Here is a 21,183-nt window from a genome sequence, read left to right on the forward strand (position 1 = left end):
GGGTTCTCCCAACGTGTTGTTCTTGAAGCCAGATGTCTTGAAGCTGGCGCCGGGCGGGTTGTAACAAAGCTTGCTGCAGGCGGAAAGTGCGGCTGGCGCATCGCGACGAAAGGATAAGGCATGCCGGTCAAGGTCCACGCCCTCGATCATCTCGTGATCAACGTCGCCGACGTCGCGGCCACCGCGGAGTGGTACCGCAGGATTCTCGGCATGGAAGTCAAGGTGTTCGATCCCGGCGGCGGCAAAGCGCCGCGGACTTTCCTTGAATTCGGTAACCAGAGGATCAACGTCCGGCAACGCGATGCCGACAAGGTGGAGTGGTTCACCGCGGACCACCAGACCGCCGGCAGCGACGATTTGTGCTTCCTCACCTCCGCTGCGCCCGACGAGGTGGTGGCGCATTTGCAGGCCCACGGCGTCGCGATCGAGCAAGGGCCAGGCCCGAGGCAGGGCGCCCGCGGAACGCTGCGCTCGGTCTATTGCCGGGATCCGGATGGCAGTTTGATCGAGATTTCGTCGTATGCGGACGGCGGCCAATAGGGCCACCGCTGCCCGCTCCGGAGACCGTCATTGCGAGCGCAGCGAAACAATCCAGACGGTCTCTGCGGTGGCAGTCTGGATTGCTTCGTCGCAAGGGCTCCTCGCAATGACGGGGAGACAGCGCGGACTGCCCCCCGATTTGCGCCCCGCGCCGTCCGATGGCAGGAAGACGCAATCATCCAAAGACAGCCGCCGGCAAGATGCAGGCTGCACGGGGGAGACGCCATGCCACTTCAACAGACCTCAGCCGGAATCGTCGGCCCATTCGACGGGCTCGACGTGCCCTGGTTGCTCAAGATGCGCGCCGAGGTCCGGCGTGATCATCCGTTCCTGATCTGGGCGCCGTTCGATGCGCCGGCGCGGCGCTGGAGCTATGGCGAATTTCACGAGCGGGTCGGCGCGCTCGCGGCGGGGCTGGCGCGACGCGGCATCAAGCCGGGCGAATATGTGCTCATTCATCTCGACAATTGCATCGAGGCGATGCTGGCCTGGTTTGCCTGCGTCGAGTTAGGGGCCATCGCGGTCACCACCAACACCCGATCGGCGCCGGCCGAGATCGCGTATTTTGCCGATCATTGCGGCGCAGTCGCCGCGATCACGCAGCCGGCTTATGCGGAAGCCGTCGCGCAGAACTGCCGCAACATAAGCTGGATGGCGGTAACCTCGCATGATGCGGGTACAGCGCCAGCACAAGCTGTCTCGCGCGGCGACAGCTTTGAATCCCTGTTCGCCGACAGCGCCAATCGTCCCTGCCGCCCCACCGACCCGCTCGCGCCGTGCAGCGTGCAGTACACCTCCGGCACGACCTCGCGGCCGAAGGCGGTGCTGTGGACCCATGCCAACGCGCTGTGGGGCGCCAAGATCAACGCCGCGCACGAGGACCTGCATGAAGGCGACGTGCACCAGGCTTACTTGCCGCTATTCCATACCAACGCGCTCGCCTATTCCATGCTGGCGACGCTGTGGGTCGGCGCCAGCTGCGTGATCCAGCCGCGCTTCTCCGCGAGCCGGTTCTGGGGCGTCGCGCGCGAGCACGGCGCGACCTGGACCTCGACGATACCGTTCTGCATGAAGGCGCTGCTCGAGCAGGAGATCCCGAAAGACCACAAGTTTCGCCTGTGGGGCACCGCGATCAACGAGCCGCCGGCCTTTGCCGCGTTCGGTGTCAAGATGATCGGCTGGTGGGGCATGACCGAGACCATCACCCACGGCATCATCGGCGAGGTCGACCAACCCAACATCCCGATGTCGATCGGCCGCGCCGCGCCGGAATACGTCATCCGCATCACCGACGACGACGGCCGGCCGACGGAAGTCGGCGGCACCGGCAATCTCGCGATCAAGGGCATCCCCGGCCTGTCGCTGTTCGCCGAATATCTGCATAACGAAAAGGCGACGCGCGAGAGTTTTGACGGGCACGGCTTCTTCCTGACCGGCGATCGCGTCGAGCGTCTCGCGAACGGCACCATCAGGTTCGGCGACCGCGCCAAGGACATGCTGAAGGTCGGCGGCGAGAACGTCGCGGCCTCCGAGATCGAGCAGGTGATCGCGGTGGTGCCGGGCGTGCGCGAGGCGGCCGTCGTGGCGAAGAAGCATCCGATGCTGGACGAGGTGCCTGTCGTCTTCATCATCCCGCAGGGCGGCGTCGCGGGCGCTGCGCCCGACCTGCATGATCGCGTGATGGCCGCCTGCCGCAACAGCCTTGCCGACTTCAAGGTGCCGCGCGAGATCCGGTTCGTCGACGACATGCCGCGCTCGACGCTGGAGAAGGTCGCGAAGGCGGAGTTGAGGAAGATGGTGGGGTGAGGAAGCGCGTAGGGTGGGTTAGCCGCAGGCGTAACCCACCATGCTTCTGCAATCGCCGAACGAAGTTGGTGGATTACGCCTTCGGCTAATCCACCCTACGGCACCGTAATCAGAACGATCCCAGCGCCACCGGGCGGAAGGCCTGCAACAGCTGCTGATCGAGCTTGCCGCCCATGCTTTCCATCATCCCGAACGCACGGGAATGCGTGAAGGGCATGCGGTAAGCGCGTTTCTCGACCAGCGCGGCGTAGATGTCGACGATCGTCGTCACCCGCACGATGTCGCTGACCTGGTTCGACGACAGGCCGTTGGGATAGCCGCTGCCGTCGAGGAATTCATGGTGATGCAAGACGACGTCGAGCATCTCCGGCGGGAAGCCGCCTTGGGCTGCGAGCGCGTCATAGCCGCGGCGCGGATGCTGGCGGACCTCGGCCATCTCCTCGTCGGTGAGCTTGCCCGGCTTGTCGAGCAGCGCCGAGGGAACGAAGGCCTTGCCGACGTCATGCAGCAGCGCGGCGCGGGTCAGGCGGCGCTGGTCGTCCTCGCGCATGCCGAGATGTTGCGCGAAGGCGACGGCGAAACCGGTGACGAACAGGCAGTGACGATAGCTGCCGACATGGTGGCAGCCCACCGTAGTGAGCCATTCGCGCAGCGAGGAGTGCTTGATCGCCTTCAGGATCTTGCTTTCCGCGGCGATGACATCGTCGAAGGTCAAGGGCACGCCGAGCGGCAGCTTCTCGAACATCTTCTTCAGCACCGCATGCGCCGCATCGACCCCGCGGTTGAGCGTCTTGCCGCGGTCGGTCGCGTCATAGGCGGCGGTGTCAGGGAAGGCGGCGCGGATGCGCTGAAGGATGGCGTCGGCCTGAAGCGGCCGCGAAATGGTATCCGTGGCGCCCAGCGCCCAGGCCTGCATGGTGCCGTGATGCAGGGCGTCCGCCAGCACGAACAGCCGCGGCATCGACCGATAGGCATCGCCGCGCAGCTTGTTGCGCACCCGCTGCACGCTCTCGGGCGAGCGCAAATTGATATCGACCACGAGGCCGGAGAGATCGCGCGCTGGCTGTGCGGGGATCGCCTCGGTCGACACCGTCGAGACCTCGCCGACCGCCTTCAAAATGCTGGCTAGCTCGGTGCTCTCATCGCTTCGGTCGGAGGCGAGCAGAAGCCGGCGTTTGGCGGCGGTTTTGGCTAGCGCGTTCATGACTACCCCAAAGCATGGGACTGGATTTGGCCACAGCCTAAGCCGGATCAGGTTCTCTGGCCCTTAAGAGGCGTGCTCAATGGAACCTTCGGGGATTGGGTGCAATTTTAGGGATTCGGGTTCCGGGGCGGAACTTCGAAAACGCGAAAACAACCCCATGCACAGTAGAGCAGGCATTGATGAATAAGGGGAATTTTCTTCGTCATGGCCGGACTTTGTCCCGGGCATGACGACCTCGACCAAACCTCAAAACAAATCCGCCGGAGGCTGCCCTCCGGCGGATCATCTCATTCGGCAATCGCGGCTCGGCTTACGCCTTCATGCTCGCCTTCACGGCCTCCGCCGTGATCGGCAGTGCCCGCACGCGGGCGCCGCTGGCGTTGAAGATGGCATTGCCGATGGCGGGGGCGACCACCGTCACCGCGGGCTCACCGACGCCGGTGGCCTTCTCGCCATTGGCGATCACGGCGATCGCGACCTCCGGCGTCTGGCTCATGCGCAAGGGCGTGTAGCTGTCGAAATTGGTCTGCTCGATGCCACCGTCCTTCAGCGTCGCCTTCTCGTACATCGCCAGCGACAGGCCCCACAGCGCCGCGCCCTCAACCTGGGCCCGGATGTTGTCGGGATGCACCTGGGTGCCGACGTCGGTTGCGACCGTGAGCTTCTTCACGGTGACCGCGCCTGACGGCGCCACCGCGACATGGGCGACGCATGCCGTCCAGCTCGCGGTCGCGCGCTCCTGCGACGACACGCAGGCAACGCCCATGCCCTCGCCTTTCGGCAATTGCCTGGTGCCATAGCCCGACAGTCCCATCGCGGCGAGCAGCGTGTTGCGCAGGCGCTGCGCGCCGCCGTCGTTCTTGCCGGCGCCGTCGAGCAACGAGATGCGGAACTGCGCGGGATCCTTGCCCGTGGCAGCCGCGATCTCGTCGATCATGCTTTCGACCGCCCAGAAGGTCCAGCCCGGCGCCACCGAACGCAGCTGGCCGGACGGCGTCGCGTTGTGCGCGAGCTCGTTCTTGATCGCGCGCACATAATGGTTGGGCACGGTGTAGAAGAAGTCCGCGCCATTGACCGTGAAGCTGTCGAGCGGCCCCTTCTTGTCGACCGAGGGCGTCAGGAAATCAGGGATTCCCCAGCGCGCGGTCGGCCAGGCCGAGACCACGTCGTGGCTGAGCGCGACCAGCTTGCCGTCACCGTCCACGCCGGCCTTCACTTTCTGGTAGGTGAGCGGACGCGAGAAATCCATCGTCATGTCGTTCTCGCGCGTGTAGATCACCTTGACCGGCTTGCCGACCGCCTTCGCCGCCTGCACCGCGGGAATCATCATGTCAGCATCGAGACGCCGACCGAAGCCGCCGCCAAGCCACATCTGGTGCATGACCACGAACTTCGGATCGATCCCGGCTGCGCCCGCTGCAATCGCGCCGGAGCGCGTTGCGAACTGGTTGCCGGAATAGATGTGCAGGATGTCGCCCTTGAACTCCGCAGTGGCGTTCATCGGCTCCAGCGGCGCATGGATGTTGATGCTGGTGGTGTATTCCGCTTCTACCACCTTGGCCGCGGAGCCAAGGGCCGCTGCGGGATCGCCGTCCTTGACGAAGAACTGACCGGAATCCTCCAGCTTCTGAAGCCGCTTGGCCTCGTCGAGCAGCGACTCGCTCGAGACCTTCGCGTTCGGGCCGCCGTCGTAAGCGATCTTGAGCGCCTGCGCCGCCTTCTTGGCGTTGGCATAGGTGCTGGCGACCGCAACGACCCAGCCGGACGTCGTGCCCGTCTTGTCGTCGAGGGTGACGGCCTTGATGAAGCCCGGCACCTTCTTGGCGGCGCTGTCGTCGACCGACTTCACCGTGGCCCCGAAGCGCACCGGCGGCGTGACCACCGCGCCATAGGCCATGCCCGGCAGCATCACGTCGATGCCGTATTTGGCCGTGCCGTTGGTCTTGGAGGGAATGTCGAGTTGCGGCACCGAGACGCCGATCATGGTGTATTGATCCGGCGTCTTCAGCTTGATCGCCTTCAGCTCGTCCGGCGTGAAGGTTTTCGTCGCCTTGCCGCTCTTGACCACGTCGGCAAACGACATCTGCTTCTTCGACTTCGGATGCACGATCATGGAATCGCGCACCGTAAGCTCGGACGCCGGCACGCCCATCGCGGCGGCCGCGCCTTCCGTCAGAGCCATGCGGCCCGCGGCGCCCGCCCGGCTCATGGCATCGAAGTTCATCATGGTCGACCAGCTGCCGCCGGTGATCTGCGCGCCCAGAACGGGATCGTTGAACTTCGGATCGTTGGAGGCGAGATTGACGCGCATGTCGCTCCATTTCGCGCCGAGTTCCTCGGCTACGATCTGCGCCATGGTGGAGGCGATATGCTGGCCCATGTCGGCCTTGCCGCAGGTCACGGTGACGAGACCGTCGGGCGAAATCGCGTACCACACGCTCGGCTCGAAATTCGAGGGCGCAGCGAGCGCTTCGCCGATGCCGGGGACGCCGGCATAGCCTAGCACGAGGCCGGTCGCGGCGGTGCCGACGAGGAAGGAGCGGCGGCTGAGATAGGCCGTCGCGGGGGTGACGTTCTTGACGTGCTCGTTCATGTGGGCCTCCGTTCGGTGGAGGTGGCCGACGCGGTGCGCATCTCGGATGCGGCGCGCATGATCGCCTTCTGGATCCGCGAATAGGTCATGCAGCGGCAGAGATTGCCGTCCATATGCGCGACCACTTCTTCCTTGGTCGGATTGGGATTCTTCGACAGCAGCGAGGCCGCCTGCATGATCTGCCCGGACTGGCAATAGCCGCATTGCGGCACCTGCTCGGCGATCCACGCCTTCTGCAAGGGATGATCGCCCTTGGCGGAGAGGCCTTCGATGGTGGTGATCTTCTTGCCGGCGACGTCACTGAGCATGGTCTGGCACGAGCGCACGGCTTCGCCGTTGACATGCACGGTGCACGCACCGCACAGCCCGGCACCACAGCCGAACTTGGTGCCGGTCATCTGCAATTGCTCGCGGATCGCCCAGAGGAGCGGCGTGTCGTTCGCCGCATCCACGGACAGACTCCGCCCGTTGATGGTGAGTGTTGGCATAGGCGTCTTCCCCTGCCGGTGCATGAAGCCGCTTACGGCGGCAACTTGAATGGCGGACGCCCACCGGGCCGGCGCCCGCCTTGCCCGCGAGAATGATCGGGTTTGGTTGCCGTGGCAAATGCAATTTGGAATGAGTCGAAACAAGTCAGCTCTGCACTCGCTCGTTGTGCGCCGCGCCAACGGCGCCGGCGCAGCGACTGGACGCAACATCGAGCGCCACCGCCACGAGGCAGTTTCTTCCAGGTAACTTGGCAGGCTAGACTATGAGGAAGTGAGGTGAAGCAAGCTCGCTGCCAACGTCCCTTCTGCACGGAGAGAGGGCGCACCGTCATCGTCGCTAGAGTGAACAAGAAAAAGAAAGGGCGGAAGCAATGCCGAGGATCAATCGGGACGGCGTCAATATCTACTACGATGTTCATGGCGACGGGCCGCCATTGCTGCTCACGCATGGCTACTCATCGACGTCGGCGATGTGGCATGGCCAGGTCGATGCGCTGGCGAAGGAGCACAAGCTGATCCTGTGGGACATGCGCGGCCACGGGCAGTCCGATTATCCCGATGATGCGGACGCCTACAGCGAAGCGCTCACGGTGGGCGACATGGCGGCGATCCTCGACGCCGTCGGAGCGAAGCGCGCCATCATCGGCGGGCTGTCGCTCGGCGGCTACATGTCGCTCGCGTTCTATCGGACCTATCCAGAGCGCGCCCGCGCGCTGCTGATCATCGACACCGGCCCGGGCTTCAGGAAGGACGACGCGCGCGAGGCCTGGAATGCGCGGGCGCTGGCCACCGCCGACCGGCTCGACCGCGAAGGCCTCGACGTCCTGAAATCGGCAACGCGTGAGCGCGCCGCCGCCAGCCATCGCAACGCCAAGGGACTGGCGCTCGCCGCGCGCGGCATGCTGACCCAGCGCGACGCCCGCGTGATCGAGCTGCTTCCCGACATCAAGGTGCCCTGCCTGATCGTGGTCGGCGCCGACGACACGCCGTTCCTCGCGGCGTCCGATTACATGGCCGCAAAAATCCCCGGCGCACAAAAAATCGTGATCCCCGCCGCCGGTCACGCCGTCAACATCGATCAGCCCAAGGCTTTTGTTGACGCCGTCGAGCCTTTCCTGAAGAACTTGCCGGCATAGATCGATCAGGCAAGGACGTAGGCGATGAAGCTGATGATGCTGGCTGCGGCCACGATGTTGCTGTCGATATCTGCGCAGGCCGAACCATTCGGCGCGGTGCCGTCGCGCCAGCCTTTCGTCGCGACCTTGTCGAATAACATTCCGCTCGCCTTCGGCATGGATGCGGAGCAGACCGCCCGCGCCCTCGGGCAGAAGCTGCAATATGTGCGCGGGCGCCCCGGCAACGAAATCTATCTCGCTTTGCGCAACATCGGCGGCAGCGGCTTGATCCCCTACCGCCACCGCCTGTTCCTGCAATTCCGCCACGGACAGCTGGCAGGATGGAAGGAGGATTACGGCGAGAACTGGATGTGGGAATAGGTGCTGCCCCTCATCCTGAGGAGCTTGCGCAGCAAGCGTCTCGAAGGATGAAAGGCCCCGCTGCCGCATCTCGGCCTTCATCCTTCGAGACGCGCTGACGCGCTCCTCAGGATGAGGAGAGAGAGCACGAAATTCGGATTGACAACCAAGAAGGACAACCCGCGTGGGACAAGACATCAAACTGACGGCATCCGACAATTTCCAGCTAGGCGCCTATCGCGCTGACCCCGCAGGCACGCCGAAGGGCGCGGTGGTGGTGATCCAGGAGATCTTTGGCGTCAATCACCACATCCGCTCGGTTTGCGACCGCCTCGCCGGCGAAGGCTATGCCGCGATCGCGCCGGCGATCTTCGACCGTACCGCGCCGGGCTTCCAGTCGGGCTATTCGCCCGACGAGGTCGCTGAGGCACGCAAATTCGTCGCCAGTCCGGATTGGACCGCGATGCTGCGCGACACGCAGGCGGCGATCGACGCGGTCCAAGGCGTCGGCCCGGTCGGCATCATCGGCTTTTGCTTAGGGGGCAGCGTCGCCTTCGTCGCGGCGACGCGATTGACCGGCCTGAAGGCCGCAATCGGTTACTACGGCGGCGCCGTCGTGCGCTTTGCCGACGAGACGCCAAAAGTGCCGACGCAATTGCATTTCGGCGAGAAGGATGCCGGCATCCCCTTGACCGACGTCGAGACCATCAAGGCGAAGCGGCCGGACGTGGAGGTCTTCGTCTATCCGGGCGCGCAGCACGGCTTTCATTGCGACGAGCGGGCGAGCTACGACAAGGCCAGCGCTGACATCGCCTGGCCGCGCAGCATGGAGTTCTTCGCGAAACATCTGGCGAAGTAGCGCCTGCTCGCTCAAAGCAGAAATCGGGTGGCTGCATCTTGTCGCCCGGCGATAGAGCTGGCCGATCAAGCCAACTCACGCCGGGACATCGCCATGCAGCAACCCATCACGCACCTCGTCATCCGCAATCCGTTCGGAACCATGGACGTGCCCGCGCCCGATGATTCCGACGTGGTGGACTATGCCGCGACTGCCATGCTGGCCGGCGATGCGGCAGACGGCAATGCGGTGGCGTGGGCAGCGATCGCAGCACCATCAGATCCGATCGAGGGTCTCTGGGCGAGCCGCTGGAATGGCGGCGCCGATCCGACCATTGCGGGCGATACGCCGGAGACGTGGAAGCAGGGGCGCGCGGAGGTCCGCATTGCAGGGAGCCGGGTCTATCTGCGTTTCGACTGGGACGACGGTCGTCGCCACGGGCTGATCGACGCCGCGCGTGACGGCGCCGGGCGCCTAGTCGGGAAATACATCAACCTGACCACGCCGGCGATCACATGTCCCTGGGTCGGGCTCGTGGTCGACGCTGACAGGATCGACGGATGTTTTCCGAACGGACGGCTGGATTTCAGACGCTGAGCTAGAACCAGCGCTCGGCGACGAACACAGTGTCACCGGGGTTCAAGGGGGTGCCAAGCGGCACTACGGCGCGCATGGAGCCGCCATTCTCGGTGTGCGTGATGGTGACCACGTCGCGCTTGGCGCGCGGCGAGAAGCCGCCGGCGATCGCGACCGCGCTTTCGACCGTCATGTTCGGCACGTAGGGATACTGGCCGGGGGCCGTGACTTCGCCGAGAATGAAGAACGGGCGATAGGCCTCGATCTCGACGGCGACCGAGGGTTCGCGGATGTAGCCGTTGCGCAGGCGCGCGGCGATCTCGCCGGCAAGGCCCGCCGTGGTGCGGCCGCGTGCCGGCACTGCGCCGATCAGCGGCATCGTGATGGAGCCGCCGGCGTCAATGGCGTAACTGTTGGTGAGGCCTTCCTGGCCGTAGACCACGACGCGAAGCTTGTCGCCGGCATCGAGATGGTAGGAGGCGTCATAGCGCGCCGGCGCCGCCATCGGCGCGGCATAGCCGACCGGCATGGGCGCAGGCGAAGCGGCAAAGGAATTGCGCAGCGCGCCAATGGCGCCGCCGCCATCGGCCACGACAACCGGCTGCGGTGCGCGATAGGGCTGGCCATAGGCCATGGAGTCGAGATCGGCGCGCGGCTGCACCATCGCGACGGGGCCGGCAGTCTGCATGCAGCCGCCAAGGGCAAGCGCGGCGGACGCTGCCAAGACCACTGCCGAGATCGACGATCGAAACGCGCGTGCAACTGGCACCGGACCTATCCCTCGAAACGAGACGGCTCCAGTGATGCACCGATTATGGTTAATAAAGCGTTGCGAGGGCCAACGCGACGACCGCCGTGAGCGCGGTGCGCTCCCTCTCCCGCTTGCGGGAGAGGGTTGGGGAGAGGGTGTCTCCGCGATGGGACTGTCTCTCAGGGGAGAGAACCCTCACCCGCCACGCTCTTCGAGCGTAGCGACCTCTCCCGCCTGCAAGCGGGAGAGGTGCACCACCTTCGTGGCTGGCCTACCCGCTCACGCCGACACCGATCGGGCAGGACACGCCGGTGCCGCCGAGGCCACAATAGCCGGCGGGATTCTTCGCCAGATATTGCTGATGGTAATCCTCGGCGAAATAGAATTCGCCTGATGGCGCGACCTCGGTGGTGATGGCACCGAGGCCTCTGGCTGCGAGCGCCTTTTGATAGAGTGCCTTCGACTCGTCGGCCGCTTTCTTCTGCGCATCGCTGAACGTGTAGATCGCGCTTCGGTACTGCGTGCCGAAATCGTTGCCCTGACGCATGCCCTGCGTCGGGTTGTGGCTCTCCCAGAACGTCTTCAACAGCGCCTGGTAGGAGATCTTGCTCGGATCGAACACGACCAGCACCACTTCGGTGTGGCCAGTGCGGCCCGAACAGGTCTCTTCATAGGTCGGGTTCGGCGTGTGACCGCCGGCATAGCCGACAGCAGTCGTATGGATGCCATCGCCGAGCTCCCAGAATTTGCGCTCGGCGCCCCAGAAACAGCCGAGCCCGAACACGGCCTGCTCGAGACCGGCGGGATAAGGCGGCTTGAGCCTGCTGCCGTTGACGAAATGGGTTGTCGCGGTCGGAATGGCTTGCGCACGGCCGGGCAGCGCCTCAGTTGCGCTCGGCAAAGCGGTGGACTTGCGCATGAACAACATGATGGATCTCCGGAGGCGAGCTGTCCGTCGCCTGAGCCAGATGCTCAAGCGGCGTGCTCGCGATCAGGTGGGAACATAGGGCTCTACGTGGGCGTCGGCAGCGTTGTTACGCCGTGCGCCTCCGCAGCGCTCCCGGCGGGAATTGAAGATCAATCCCGGGAATAGCCGATCAGCGGTTTCCGCGGCCGGAACAGGATCATCAGCAGGATGCCGAGAATGCCGAGGACGGCAAAGACAGGCTGATCCAGCAGCAGGCGGATCACCGAGGTCCAGAGCCAGGGCGCCTTGGCCTCGACCCAGGTGCGGAAGGCCAATTGGCTGGCCTGATTGATGTCGTTCCAGAACTGGCCGAACCGGGTGAACCGCAAGGTCTGGTCGGCCACCCAGCGGGCGCCGTCATAGACCATGAAGATGAACCCGCCGGCGAGCAGCAACAGCCCAATCAGTCGGAAAAAGCCGCGGATCATGCCCCACCTTATATGGTCGTCCGATCGGAGGACCCGACAAAACGCCGCCAGCCAATAACCGGGAGACGGCAGAAATTCAACCTCTTCAGGGCGTTACCGTGCTCCCTGGAGCGCCCCGGGGCCGCTTTTCCAGCCCGGAAAGCGTTGACGGTGCGCAAGACCCTCTCTATAAGGGCGCCAACTGGCGGCGGGCGCAATCCTGCCGCCGCTGTTCTTTGAGCAGTTGCAGACCCATTGAGCTTAGAGGCTCTTTGAGGCCTCATGTTCCGGGGACAGCCCAGCAACCGAACACCCTAAATCCGAGCGTCGATTACGCGGTCAAGCAAGCCGGCGCTACCCGACCAAGACGCGACCGGTACCCGCAAAGGATATTGAGACCATGGCCAATACCACTTCCGCCAAGAAAGCGACGCGCAAGATCGCCCGCCGCACCGCCGTCAACAAGTCGCGCCGCACCCAGATGCGCGGTGCCGTGCGTAACGTCGAAGAAGCCATCGCGACCGGCGACCGCGCCGCTGCCGTGAAGGCGCTGGCGAATGCCGAGCCCGCCTTGATGCGTGCCGCCCAGCGCAACATCATTCACAAGAACAATGCCAGCCGCAAAGTCTCGCGTCTCACCGCGCAGATCGCCAAGCTCGCCAAGTAAGCTTGCCAAATAACGGCGGACCGGTCGGTCGACTGATCGATCGAACATTGCACGCGTCAAACAGCCCGGCATCGCGCCGGGCTTTTTTGTTGCCTGTCATATTCACGCACGCGGTCACGCCGCAGTCGATCTGCGATTGGAAGGTTTGCTCCGCCTGCGCTATGCTTCGTTCCGTAGTTCTACCTGCCGATGTTTTGCCGCAGCGGGAGCTATCACCGCGTTGCAAAAAACCCCTGCGCTGCGCACTCGAATTGAATCCGCGGGCGACGAAAGTTCTACACACCGTAGATTCACAGGAATGCACACCGGGCGGGAGTTACCCTGTAAAATGAGACTCAAAAAACGATGTCTCGCTAATCACTTATCGACATAGTGATCGCAAGCGTTTGGAAAATTCACCCGCGCGTCGGGTGCGTGACGAATTTGTTAAAAAATTTTGGCGGTGGCTGAGAATTGTCACATGAGGCGTGGCGTTCTCGATTCTGTGCACGAATCCAAAAACTTGCTTCGGAGCCTGTGAACAACTCGTCCGCGGCGTTAACCGAGGTCAAGTTTTTTGGTGCCTCAAGTGTGAATCAATTTCGTTGCGAGTCTTTCTGCATAGTGTATTCCTTAGTCGTCAGCGGCGCCCACGATCTTCAGACCAGCGCGGTTTAGGAAACGGGGCGAGCGTGCAAATCGGCGGCGGTGTGCACGTAGGCGACGCTTCAACAAGCGATGTCGGTTCACAACCCATAGCAATATGGGAATGGTAGCTCTTTGTCTGAATGTCTCCAAGCGGGATCTTCCCGCGTCGTGCAACGCGCATATGAGAGACATCGCAACGCTACCCCGGCACGCAAAAGGCGGCGAAGTCGAGCGGACGACCAGTACATCGGCAGGCATCCGCGCAGGAGTACGGCGCGGCTGTCGTCAAGACACGCAGGACCTTGTCGTGAGCGATCACGGCAGGATGGGGAGGTATCATGTCTTACGGACTCAACGCGGTATTGAAGCACGTTTCGCATTCCAACGATGCCGTCCCAGATCTGTCTGATCACCAGCCTTCCGCGTGTGACCGAGCGCCGAGTACGCGCTGACCTCGCGACCCCTCCATCTCTGACATCGCTGATCTGACGCGGCGTTCCCGCCGGACGGTTGAGCCATGCCTGACGATGGACTCGCTTTGAGGTCGCGCCATTCCAGGGACCCTGCTGAGGGGTCCTGCAGGAAACCCTGCATGGCGCTCACAACGCAACTATATCTCTCAAGAGAAGTTTTCTGACGATGACAATGGAACAGGATCGCTGGTCACGCGTGAAGGGTCGGCTGCGCTCGAGTGTTGGCGAGGACGTCTACACGAGCTGGTTTGCGCGCATGGATCTGGAAGGCGTGCAGGACGAGAGCGTGCGGCTCTCGGTGCCGACCCGCTTCCTGAAGAGCTGGATCCAGGCCCATTATGCCGAGCGCGTGCTGTCGTGCTGGCAGGCCGAGATGCCGGAAGTGCATCGCATCGACCTCACGGTCCGCTCCGCGGTGCGCCCGGTGGTGCAGAAGGAAGCCCCGGCACCGGTCGAGACGCGCCGCGCACCCACGCTGGAGCTGCGCTCCACCGCGACCGCGCCGGTCTCGGCCAATCACGATGCGCTCGGCGGCTCGCCGCTCGATCCGCGCCTGACCTTCGCGAGCTTCGTCGTCGGCCGCTCCAACACGCTGGCGCATGCGGCCGCGCGCCAGGTTGCCGAGGGTCGTCGCGGCGACCCCGTGATGTTCAACCCGCTCTACATCCATGCCGGCGTCGGGCTCGGCAAGACGCACCTGCTCCAGGCGGTGACCTGGGCCGGCAATTCCGGCAACGAGCGCAAGGTGCTGTATCTCACGGCGGAAAAATTCATGTACGGCTTCGTCGCCGCGCTGAAGACGCAGACGGCGCTGGCCTTCAAGGAGGCGCTGCGCGGCATCGACGTGCTGGTGATCGACGATCTCCAGTTCCTGCAGGGCAAGTCGACCCAGGCCGAGTTCTGTCACACGCTGAACGCGCTGATCGATGCCGGCCGCCAGGTCGTGATCGCGGCCGACCGGCCGCCGTCCGACCTCGAAAGCCTCGATGACCGCGTCCGCTCCCGGCTCGCCGGCGGCCTCGTGGTCGAGATGGGCTCGCTCGGCGAAGAGCTGCGCCACGGCATTCTCAAGTCGCGTGTCGCGGCGGCCCGCGCCCATCATGCGACGTTCGAGGTGCCCGAGGAGGTGCTGCATTATCTGGCGCGCGCCATCACCCACAACGGCCGCGACCTCGAAGGCGCGATCAACCGTCTGCTTGCGCACTCGAAACTCAACAACCGGCCGGTCACGCTGGAAATGGCCGAGCATGAGGTGCGCGACCTGGTCCGGCCGCAGGAGCCGAAGCGGATCAAGATCGAGGACATCCAGCGCGTGGTGGCGCGGCAGTATAATGTCAGCCGCTCCGACCTCCTCTCCTCGCGCCGCACCGCCAACGTGGTCCGCCCGCGCCAGGTGGCGATGTATCTCGCCAAGACGCTGACGCTGCGCTCGCTCCCCGAGATCGGCCGCCGCTTCGGCGGACGCGACCACACCACGGTGCTGCACGCCGTGCGCAAGATCGAGGCCCTGGTCTCCAAGGACACTGCGCTCTCCGAGGAAGTGGAGTCGCTGAAGCGCCAGCTTCAGGAATAAACGCCTAAGGCGCTCCTGCCATTCCCGCCGCCCCGGCCTCGCCTGGGCGGCGGACTTCGTTTGCCTTGGCGGCGGCCCTGGTTTTTGGGCGGTAAATCGTGGGGAACTGGCTCCGATCTCTTGAATCCGGGGGCCATCCAAGCCACCTTGCGCGACCCTGACAGCTTTGGTCATATCGGCTGGATGATCCGGCTTTCCGGGGTCTTCGGTGCCGTGGCGCGCGTCCCGCCGTCCGGCCTTCTCAAACGTTGTGTTTCCTTGGGGATCGGGCGAGTAGTGCAATGAAGGTTACGGTCGAACGCGCGCAACTCCTGAAGTCGCTGGGCCATGTCCACCGCGTGGTCGAGCGCCGCAACACGATTCCGATCCTCGGCAACGTGCTGGTCCGCGCCGAGAACGCGAAATTGTCGCTGAAGGCGACCGACCTCGATCTCGAGGTCACCGAGACGCTGCCGGCGGAAACCGCGACCGCGGGCTCCACCACGGTGCCGGCGCATATGTTCTACGACATCGTGCGCAAGCTGCCGGATGGTTCGCAGATCGTGCTGGAGGCCGACGGCGACCGCGCCGTGCTCGCGATCCGCGCCGGCCGCTCGCGCTTCACGCTGCAGACCCTGCCGGAGAACGATTTCCCGGATCTCGCCGCCGGCGACATGTCGCATTCCTTCTCGCTCGCCGCCAAGGACGTCAAGCGGCTGATCGACCGCACCCAGTTCGCGATCTCGACCGAAGAGACGCGCTATTATCTCAACGGCATCTATCTGCACGCCGCCGGCACCGCCAAGGCCGCCACCCTGCGCGGCGTCGCCACCGACGGCCACCGCCTCGCCCAGCTCGATCTGGTGCAGCCCAAGGGCGCCGAGGGCATGCCCGGCGTGATCGTGCCGCGCAAGACCGTCGGCGAGGTGCAGCGCCTGATCGAGGACACCGACGCCGAGATGACGATCGAGCTGTCGCAAGCCAAAATCCGCTTCACGATCGGCAACGTCGTGCTGACCTCAAAGCTGATCGACGGCACCTTCCCCGACTACGGCCGCGTCATCCCGCAAGGCAACGACAAGGAGCTCGTCGTCGACAAGAAGGATTTCGAGAACGCGGTCGACCGCGTTTCCACCATCTCCAGCGAACGCGGGCGCGCGGTAAAACTGTCGCTGGCGCCGGGCAAGCTGGTGCTGTCGGTGACCAATCCGGATTCCGGCAGCGCGACCGAAGAACTGGAAGTCGAATACGCCTCCGACGCCCTCGATATCGGCTTCAACTCCCGCTATTTGCTCGACATCGCCGCCCAGATCGAAGGCGACGTCGCAACGCTCAAGCTCGCCGACCCCGGCTCGCCGACCCTGGTGCAAGACCGCGACGACAAGAGCGCGCTGTACGTGCTGATGCCGATGCGGGTGTGAGGGACGCTCTCTCGACCAACCATCGCAGCCGTAGGGTGGGCAAAGCCTGCGCCGTAGCTCGAAGAGCGAAGGCGAAAGCGTGCCCACCATGCAGCGGCCCGGATCGCGGCGAGGCGTGGGCACGGCGCGCACAGAGCGCGCCTTCGCCCACCCTACGGCATGCTCCCGGAGGGAGCGCGCGCCCATGATGAATAGAACATGACCCCCTCCCGCATTCATCGCCTGACGCTGACGCATTTTCGCAATTATCGGGCGGCGGGGCTCGAGACGGCGGCCGACATGGTGGCGCTGGTCGGGCCGAATGGGGCCGGCAAGACCAATTGCATCGAGGCGATCTCGTTTCTGTCGCCGGGACGGGGCTTGCGGCGCGCGACGCTGGAAGACGTCGCCGACAACCAGGGCGACGGCTCCTGGGCGGTGTCGGCACAGGTCGAGGGCGCGCTGGGGCTGGCGACGCTGGGCACCGGCATCGATGCGCCGCGGCCCGACAGCGCGGTAAGCCGGCGCTGCCGCATCGACCGCGAGCCGGTGGGGTCAGCCGCATCCTTCGGCGACCACATCCGCATGGTCTGGCTGACGCCGGCGATGGACGGGCTGTTCATGGGCGCGGCGTCCGAGCGGCGGCGCTTCTTCGACCGCCTGGTGCTCGCCATCGACAGCGATCATTCCAGCCGCATCTCCGCGCTGGAACGCTCGCTGCGCTCGCGCAACCGCCTGCTCGAAACCCGCAATTACGACGACCATTGGTGTGACGCGATCGAACGCGAGACCGCGGAGCTCGCGGTTGCGGTCGCGGCAACGCGCGGCCAGACCGCAGCGAGGCTGACCGGCATGCTCAATGCGCGCGCGCAGGCCTCCGCCTTTCCCTCGGCGCAGATCGCGCTCGACGGCTGGATGGAGAACGCGCTGCTGCAGGAGACCGCGACATCGGTCGAGGACCGCTACCGCCAGATCCTGCGCGACAACCGCCCGCGCGATGCCATCGCCGGCCGCACCACCGAGGGCCCGCATCTCACCGACCTCCAGGTCGTCTATGCACCCAAGAACATGCCGGCGCGCGATGCCTCCACCGGCGAGCAGAAGGCGCTCTTGATCGGCCTCGTGCTGGCGCATGCGACGCTGGTGGCGGAAATGACCGGCATCGTGCCGCTGCTGCTGCTCGACGAGGTCGTCGCGCATCTCGATCCCAGCAGGCGCGCCGCGCTGTTCGACGAGCTGAAGAAGCTCGGCGCGCAGGTCTGGCTGACCGGCGCGGACCCGGCTGCGTTCGCCGAGATCGGCGCAGGCGGCGAAGTCTTTGACGTCGAGAGCGGACAGATCTCAGCCCGACGATAGGCCGACGGGTTGAACCCGCTCGGTTCCGTCAGCGACTAGCTGCTTGAGGCCGCTGGCAGCGGCCATCGCGCCGAACTCGGACACGCGCGATATTCTTGGAGCATGAGCATGACGACGGCGAGGCATGGGGCGCGAGCCCCGGCACGATGGCGGATGTTTGCGTACGGCCTCGTCCTGCTTGCGATGTGCCTGCTCGCGGCCAGCGCCGGCGCCTCGCTGCCGCACCTGTTTCCGACGACGCTCACGCTGGATTCCGATGCCAGGCTGCCCGCACCGACCCGCTACACCTATAGAGGAATCCACACCACGCTGATGCGGGGCGTCGAAGCGCCGCTCCGAGTCAGGCTGGAAGCCACCGTGCCCGCAGCGCTCAACGACGTCCTCGCGTTCTATCGCACCGAGCTTCGAAAGCTCGGCTGGCAGGAACAGCGTGATGACGCGGTGATCGGCGCCGACCACGTCCAGCTCGCCTTCGTCTCGCCGCTGGGGCCGGCCGCGTTGAAACTCGACCGCAAGGATTCCGGCACCTCGGTCCATCTCGTGCAGAAGAACGCGGACACCGCAACCAAAGCGAACGTGCTGCCCGAGCCGGGCCAGGCGAAGCTGGTGTTCAGCAACATCGGCGACAAGGAAGCCGTGCTCGAGATCAACGAGCAAACCATCCCGCGCGTCGCCGGCACTAACGCGGTCGCGCTGGACCTCGTGCCCGGCAAATACTCCTACGGACTGAGCGTGGCGGGCCGTCTGGCCACCACCAACACCCTCACCGTCGCAGCCGGCGATACCTGGGAGCTCACGGTCGGGCGCGATGGTGATGCATGGCCGCCGCTGCAGCTGTACTGAGCCTCGCCCAGCTCAGGCTTTGGCGCCGCGGGGCGCGCCCCATTGAACCTCTCCGGTTCCCACCGCGACTTCTCGTCTGAGGCCGCGCGCTGACGGCGCCGCAGCCTGCCATTGCGCGAGGGCAGGACGACCCGCGCGACATCCAGGAGTTTGACGATGCCGATGATCCGGCGCGGGGCGCAAGTCCCGGCAAGATGGCTGCTGCTTGCCTGCGGCATTCTCGCAATGGTGAGCACATCGCGCCCCGCGGGCGCGGCGGACGAAAGCTTCGTCGACGTCCATACCCTGCCGCGGCTGGACGGCGCGGTGGAGGATACCTCGCACCCCGACACCTATCGCGTCATCTACACCGTGCCGACCGCCCTTGCCGTCGCGTCGGACGCCACGAAGAAGCTGCTGAGCGCCGACGGCTGGGTGCCCTATGTGTATCCGCTGGACGAGAAGAGCGCCGCGCTGACCTTCAAGAAGGGACGGCATGGGCTGCGCGTCTCTTTTACCCAGGCGCGCGGGCGCCCCGATCAATCCGCCGTGTTCTACACGCCGAACCGGATCTATGCGAACGTGCCCTTTCCGGACGGCGCGACCGATCTCGTGTTCGACGAGACCCGCCCCTATCTCGGCTGCATTGCGCCCGACGCGCTCGATGCGACCGCGGAGTTCTTTGCGAAGGACATGACGGCGATGGGATGGCGCAAGCTCACGCCTGAGACGGCATCGCGCTGGCCGAACGCCGATCTCGGCGAGACCGTCCCGAACGGCGTGCGCGCGTTCTACGACCACCCCGAGCGCGACACCTCACACATGTACCAGAAGCCGGTGATGCTGACCTTGATGCGCCGCGACGACGGCCGCACCAATGTCGAGATCAAGGTGGCGCCGTTCGCGCTGCCCCAAGAGCTCGAGGCCGATGATGACATGGCCGGCCTGCCACGGCCCAGGCCGACCAAATCGGCGCGAGGCCTCGGCAGCGCAAGCTCCAACAAGCGCGAGATCAGCGCCGCCGCGATCGCCGAGCTGCCCGCCGTTCTCGCCTTCTATCATCGCGAGCTTGCCGCGCGCGGCTGGCAGGAGGACGGCAGCGCGCCGCTCGCGCCCGGTGACGAAGTCGCAATCAAGATCTCCTCGGCGGAAGAGACCGGCGTACTGCGGCTCGGTCGCAAATATGATTTCACCATGATCAGCCTGACCGCGCAGGTGAAGGACTCAGCGCTTGCCGCGCGCGCCAAGGCGAAGAAGGAGGCCGACGACAGGTTCCTGGGCGATGCCTTGGGTGCGGCTCAGCAGCTCATTGCCGCCGATGAGGCCAGACGCAAGTCGCAGGCCGCCTCCCTGTCGGACGCGCCGCTCAACGCACTCGCCGGCAGCAAGACGCCGGTGCCGCTGCCCGAAAACGCCGAGGGCGTGAAGTTCGAAGGTGGCGACGGCCGACTGGAATTCTCCTCGGCGTCGAGCGTGAAGGCGCTCAGCAGCTTCTATCGCACGGCGCTGAAGAGCTCGGGCTGGAAGGAGCAACCCTCCGTCATCAACCAGCCCAACATGGCGGTGATGGCGTTCGCCAAGGGCGGCAAGTCGATCTCGATGACCGTGATGCAGATGGGTCCGAAGGTGAATGTCCGCGCCGACGGATCGGGCCTGGTGACGGAAGCGGCCAAGCCTGCGGCCGCTGCGGAAGTGGAAGTACAGGCCAGATCCTCCGAGCCGCTCAAGCCAGATTCTGACTCGCAACTGCCGGTGCCGACGCAGCGTTCGTCGAAATCGTTTGCCACCACGAAGATCCCCGGCGGCGAGGCGCCGCTCCGCCGCGAGCTGACCGCCAGCATTCCGGCGCCGCTCGACGATGTCCTCGCCTTCTATCGTGCGGAGCTGCCCAAGCTCGGCTGGCAGGAAAAGACCGACGGCGCGGCGGTATCCGCAGATCGCGCACAAATCGACTTCACCTCGCCGCAAGGCCCGGCCGTGCTCAAGCTCGGCCGCGCCAAGGGCGAGACCACGGTCAATCTGGCGCAGAAGAATTCCGATGCGGCGGCAAAGGCCGACATCATGCCGAAGGCGGGACAGGCGAAGCTCATGCTCGGAAATATGGGACCGAACGAGGCCTCGCTGACGATCAACAAGCAGACGGTGAAGATCGCGGCCGGCGCCGGCGGCCCGCGATCGCCAAAAGGCCCGATGCTCGATCTGCCGCCGGGCAAGTACCAGTACGCGCTGCGCCTGCCCGGGCAGCCCGCCCGCACCGAGGCCCTGACCGTCGCCGCTGGCGAGGCCTGGGGCCTGTTGGTGGGCCCGAGCGGAGACGTGCTGCCGCTTCAGATGTACTAGCGCTACGCCCCCAGCTTCTCCGCATCGTCATGGCCGGGGCTTGTCCCGGGCATGACGACGAGCTGTGAATGCGGCACAAGGGAGCCCGGAACGCCCCTCCAACGGCCCGCAAAATCCACGCCTTCGAGGTCCAAAACGGGGCCACGAATCGCGCTTTTTGCACCGCCCAGAATCGGCCTTCGCGGACCTTGAAAATCGGTCAAAAACACCCATCTTCCCAATGGGTTGCCGGAAGATACTTTGCGCTAGGCGCAAACCCTCTTTCATGGCACAAATAGCCTGCAAATCAGCGCCTTTTGCG

Annotated in this window: 18 protein-coding genes; 12 read left to right on the top strand and 6 right to left on the bottom strand. The window is 65.1% G+C overall.

Annotated elements, in window-relative coordinates:
* Positions 1–120: 120 nt before the first annotated feature.
* Entirely contained in the window at positions 121–540 is a 420-nt protein-coding gene (locus IVA79_RS20335; protein WP_247555967.1) for a VOC family protein, read from the top strand.
* A gap of 225 nt (positions 541–765) precedes the next feature.
* On the top strand, positions 766–2,346 hold the full coding sequence (locus tag IVA79_RS20340; protein WP_247555969.1) for an AMP-binding protein: 1,581 nt from the start codon (positions 766–768) through the stop codon (positions 2,344–2,346).
* A gap of 109 nt (positions 2,347–2,455) precedes the next feature.
* Here the strand turns inward: IVA79_RS20340 and IVA79_RS20345 are convergent, their stop codons facing one another.
* From IVA79_RS20345 to IVA79_RS20355, 3 genes are all read right to left on the bottom strand, one after another.
* Positions 2,456–3,550, bottom strand: coding sequence for an HD domain-containing phosphohydrolase (locus IVA79_RS20345; RefSeq protein ID WP_247555971.1), 1,095 nt, complete (start codon positions 3,548–3,550; stop codon positions 2,456–2,458).
* Between the two features lie 310 nt (positions 3,551–3,860).
* The gene (locus IVA79_RS20350; protein ID WP_247555973.1) at positions 3,861–6,143 is read right to left on the bottom strand and encodes a molybdopterin cofactor-binding domain-containing protein; all 2,283 of its coding nucleotides are present in this window, start codon (positions 6,141–6,143) and stop codon (positions 3,861–3,863) included.
* Positions 6,140–6,631, bottom strand: coding sequence for a (2Fe-2S)-binding protein (locus IVA79_RS20355; protein ID WP_247555975.1), 492 nt, complete (start codon positions 6,629–6,631; stop codon positions 6,140–6,142). Before IVA79_RS20355 ends, IVA79_RS20350 begins: the two co-directional genes overlap by 4 nt.
* A 371-nt stretch (positions 6,632–7,002) precedes the next feature.
* Between IVA79_RS20355 and IVA79_RS20360 the strand changes: the two genes are divergently transcribed.
* The 4 genes from IVA79_RS20360 (at position 7,003) to IVA79_RS20375 (ending at position 9,541) form a co-directional block, all read left to right on the top strand.
* Entirely contained in the window at positions 7,003–7,767 is a 765-nt protein-coding gene (locus tag IVA79_RS20360; RefSeq protein ID WP_247555977.1) for an alpha/beta fold hydrolase, read from the top strand.
* Between the two features lie 24 nt (positions 7,768–7,791).
* Positions 7,792–8,127 (top strand): hypothetical protein, encoded by a 336-nt coding sequence (locus IVA79_RS20365; protein WP_247555979.1) that lies wholly within the window; start codon positions 7,792–7,794, stop codon positions 8,125–8,127.
* 163 nt (positions 8,128–8,290) lie between these two features.
* Positions 8,291–8,965, top strand: coding sequence for a dienelactone hydrolase family protein (locus IVA79_RS20370; RefSeq protein WP_247555981.1), 675 nt, complete (start codon positions 8,291–8,293; stop codon positions 8,963–8,965).
* 93 nt (positions 8,966–9,058) lie between these two features.
* The gene (locus IVA79_RS20375) at positions 9,059–9,541 is read left to right on the top strand and encodes a hypothetical protein (protein WP_247555983.1); all 483 of its coding nucleotides are present in this window, start codon (positions 9,059–9,061) and stop codon (positions 9,539–9,541) included.
* Position 9,542: 1 nt separating this feature from the next.
* Here the strand turns inward: IVA79_RS20375 and IVA79_RS20380 are convergent, their stop codons facing one another.
* From IVA79_RS20380 to IVA79_RS20390, 3 genes are all read right to left on the bottom strand, one after another.
* Positions 9,543–10,289, bottom strand: coding sequence for a polysaccharide biosynthesis/export family protein (locus tag IVA79_RS20380; protein ID WP_247555985.1), 747 nt, complete (start codon positions 10,287–10,289; stop codon positions 9,543–9,545).
* A 253-nt stretch (positions 10,290–10,542) separates the two neighbouring features.
* The gene (gene msrA / locus IVA79_RS20385) at positions 10,543–11,199 is read right to left on the bottom strand and encodes a peptide-methionine (S)-S-oxide reductase MsrA (protein ID WP_247555987.1); all 657 of its coding nucleotides are present in this window, start codon (positions 11,197–11,199) and stop codon (positions 10,543–10,545) included.
* Positions 11,200–11,348: 149 nt separating this feature from the next.
* The gene (locus IVA79_RS20390; RefSeq protein ID WP_247555989.1) at positions 11,349–11,666 is read right to left on the bottom strand and encodes a hypothetical protein; all 318 of its coding nucleotides are present in this window, start codon (positions 11,664–11,666) and stop codon (positions 11,349–11,351) included.
* Positions 11,667–12,045: 379 nt separating this feature from the next.
* On the opposite strand from IVA79_RS20390, the gene rpsT reads away from it, so the two are divergent.
* The 6 genes from rpsT (at position 12,046) to IVA79_RS20420 (ending at position 20,882) form a co-directional block, all read left to right on the top strand.
* On the top strand, positions 12,046–12,312 hold the full coding sequence (gene rpsT, locus IVA79_RS20395; protein ID WP_018319466.1) for a 30S ribosomal protein S20: 267 nt from the start codon (positions 12,046–12,048) through the stop codon (positions 12,310–12,312).
* A 1,266-nt stretch (positions 12,313–13,578) separates the two neighbouring features.
* Positions 13,579–14,985, top strand: coding sequence for a chromosomal replication initiator protein DnaA (dnaA, locus tag IVA79_RS20400; RefSeq protein ID WP_247555991.1), 1,407 nt, complete (start codon positions 13,579–13,581; stop codon positions 14,983–14,985).
* 281 nt (positions 14,986–15,266) lie between these two features.
* Complete coding sequence (gene dnaN / locus IVA79_RS20405) at positions 15,267–16,385, top strand: DNA polymerase III subunit beta (protein ID WP_247555993.1); 1,119 nt, start codon at positions 15,267–15,269, stop codon at positions 16,383–16,385.
* Between the two features lie 198 nt (positions 16,386–16,583).
* The gene (gene recF / locus IVA79_RS20410) at positions 16,584–17,720 is read left to right on the top strand and encodes a DNA replication/repair protein RecF (RefSeq protein WP_247555995.1); all 1,137 of its coding nucleotides are present in this window, start codon (positions 16,584–16,586) and stop codon (positions 17,718–17,720) included.
* Between the two features lie 108 nt (positions 17,721–17,828).
* Complete coding sequence (locus IVA79_RS20415; RefSeq protein WP_247555997.1) at positions 17,829–18,563, top strand: hypothetical protein; 735 nt, start codon at positions 17,829–17,831, stop codon at positions 18,561–18,563.
* A 156-nt stretch (positions 18,564–18,719) separates the two neighbouring features.
* On the top strand, positions 18,720–20,882 hold the full coding sequence (locus IVA79_RS20420) for a hypothetical protein (protein WP_247555999.1): 2,163 nt from the start codon (positions 18,720–18,722) through the stop codon (positions 20,880–20,882).
* Positions 20,883–21,183 lie beyond the last annotated feature (301 nt).

Source organism: Bradyrhizobium sp. 138 (genome assembly GCF_023074075.1).
GTDB lineage: Bacteria > Pseudomonadota > Alphaproteobacteria > Rhizobiales > Xanthobacteraceae > Bradyrhizobium.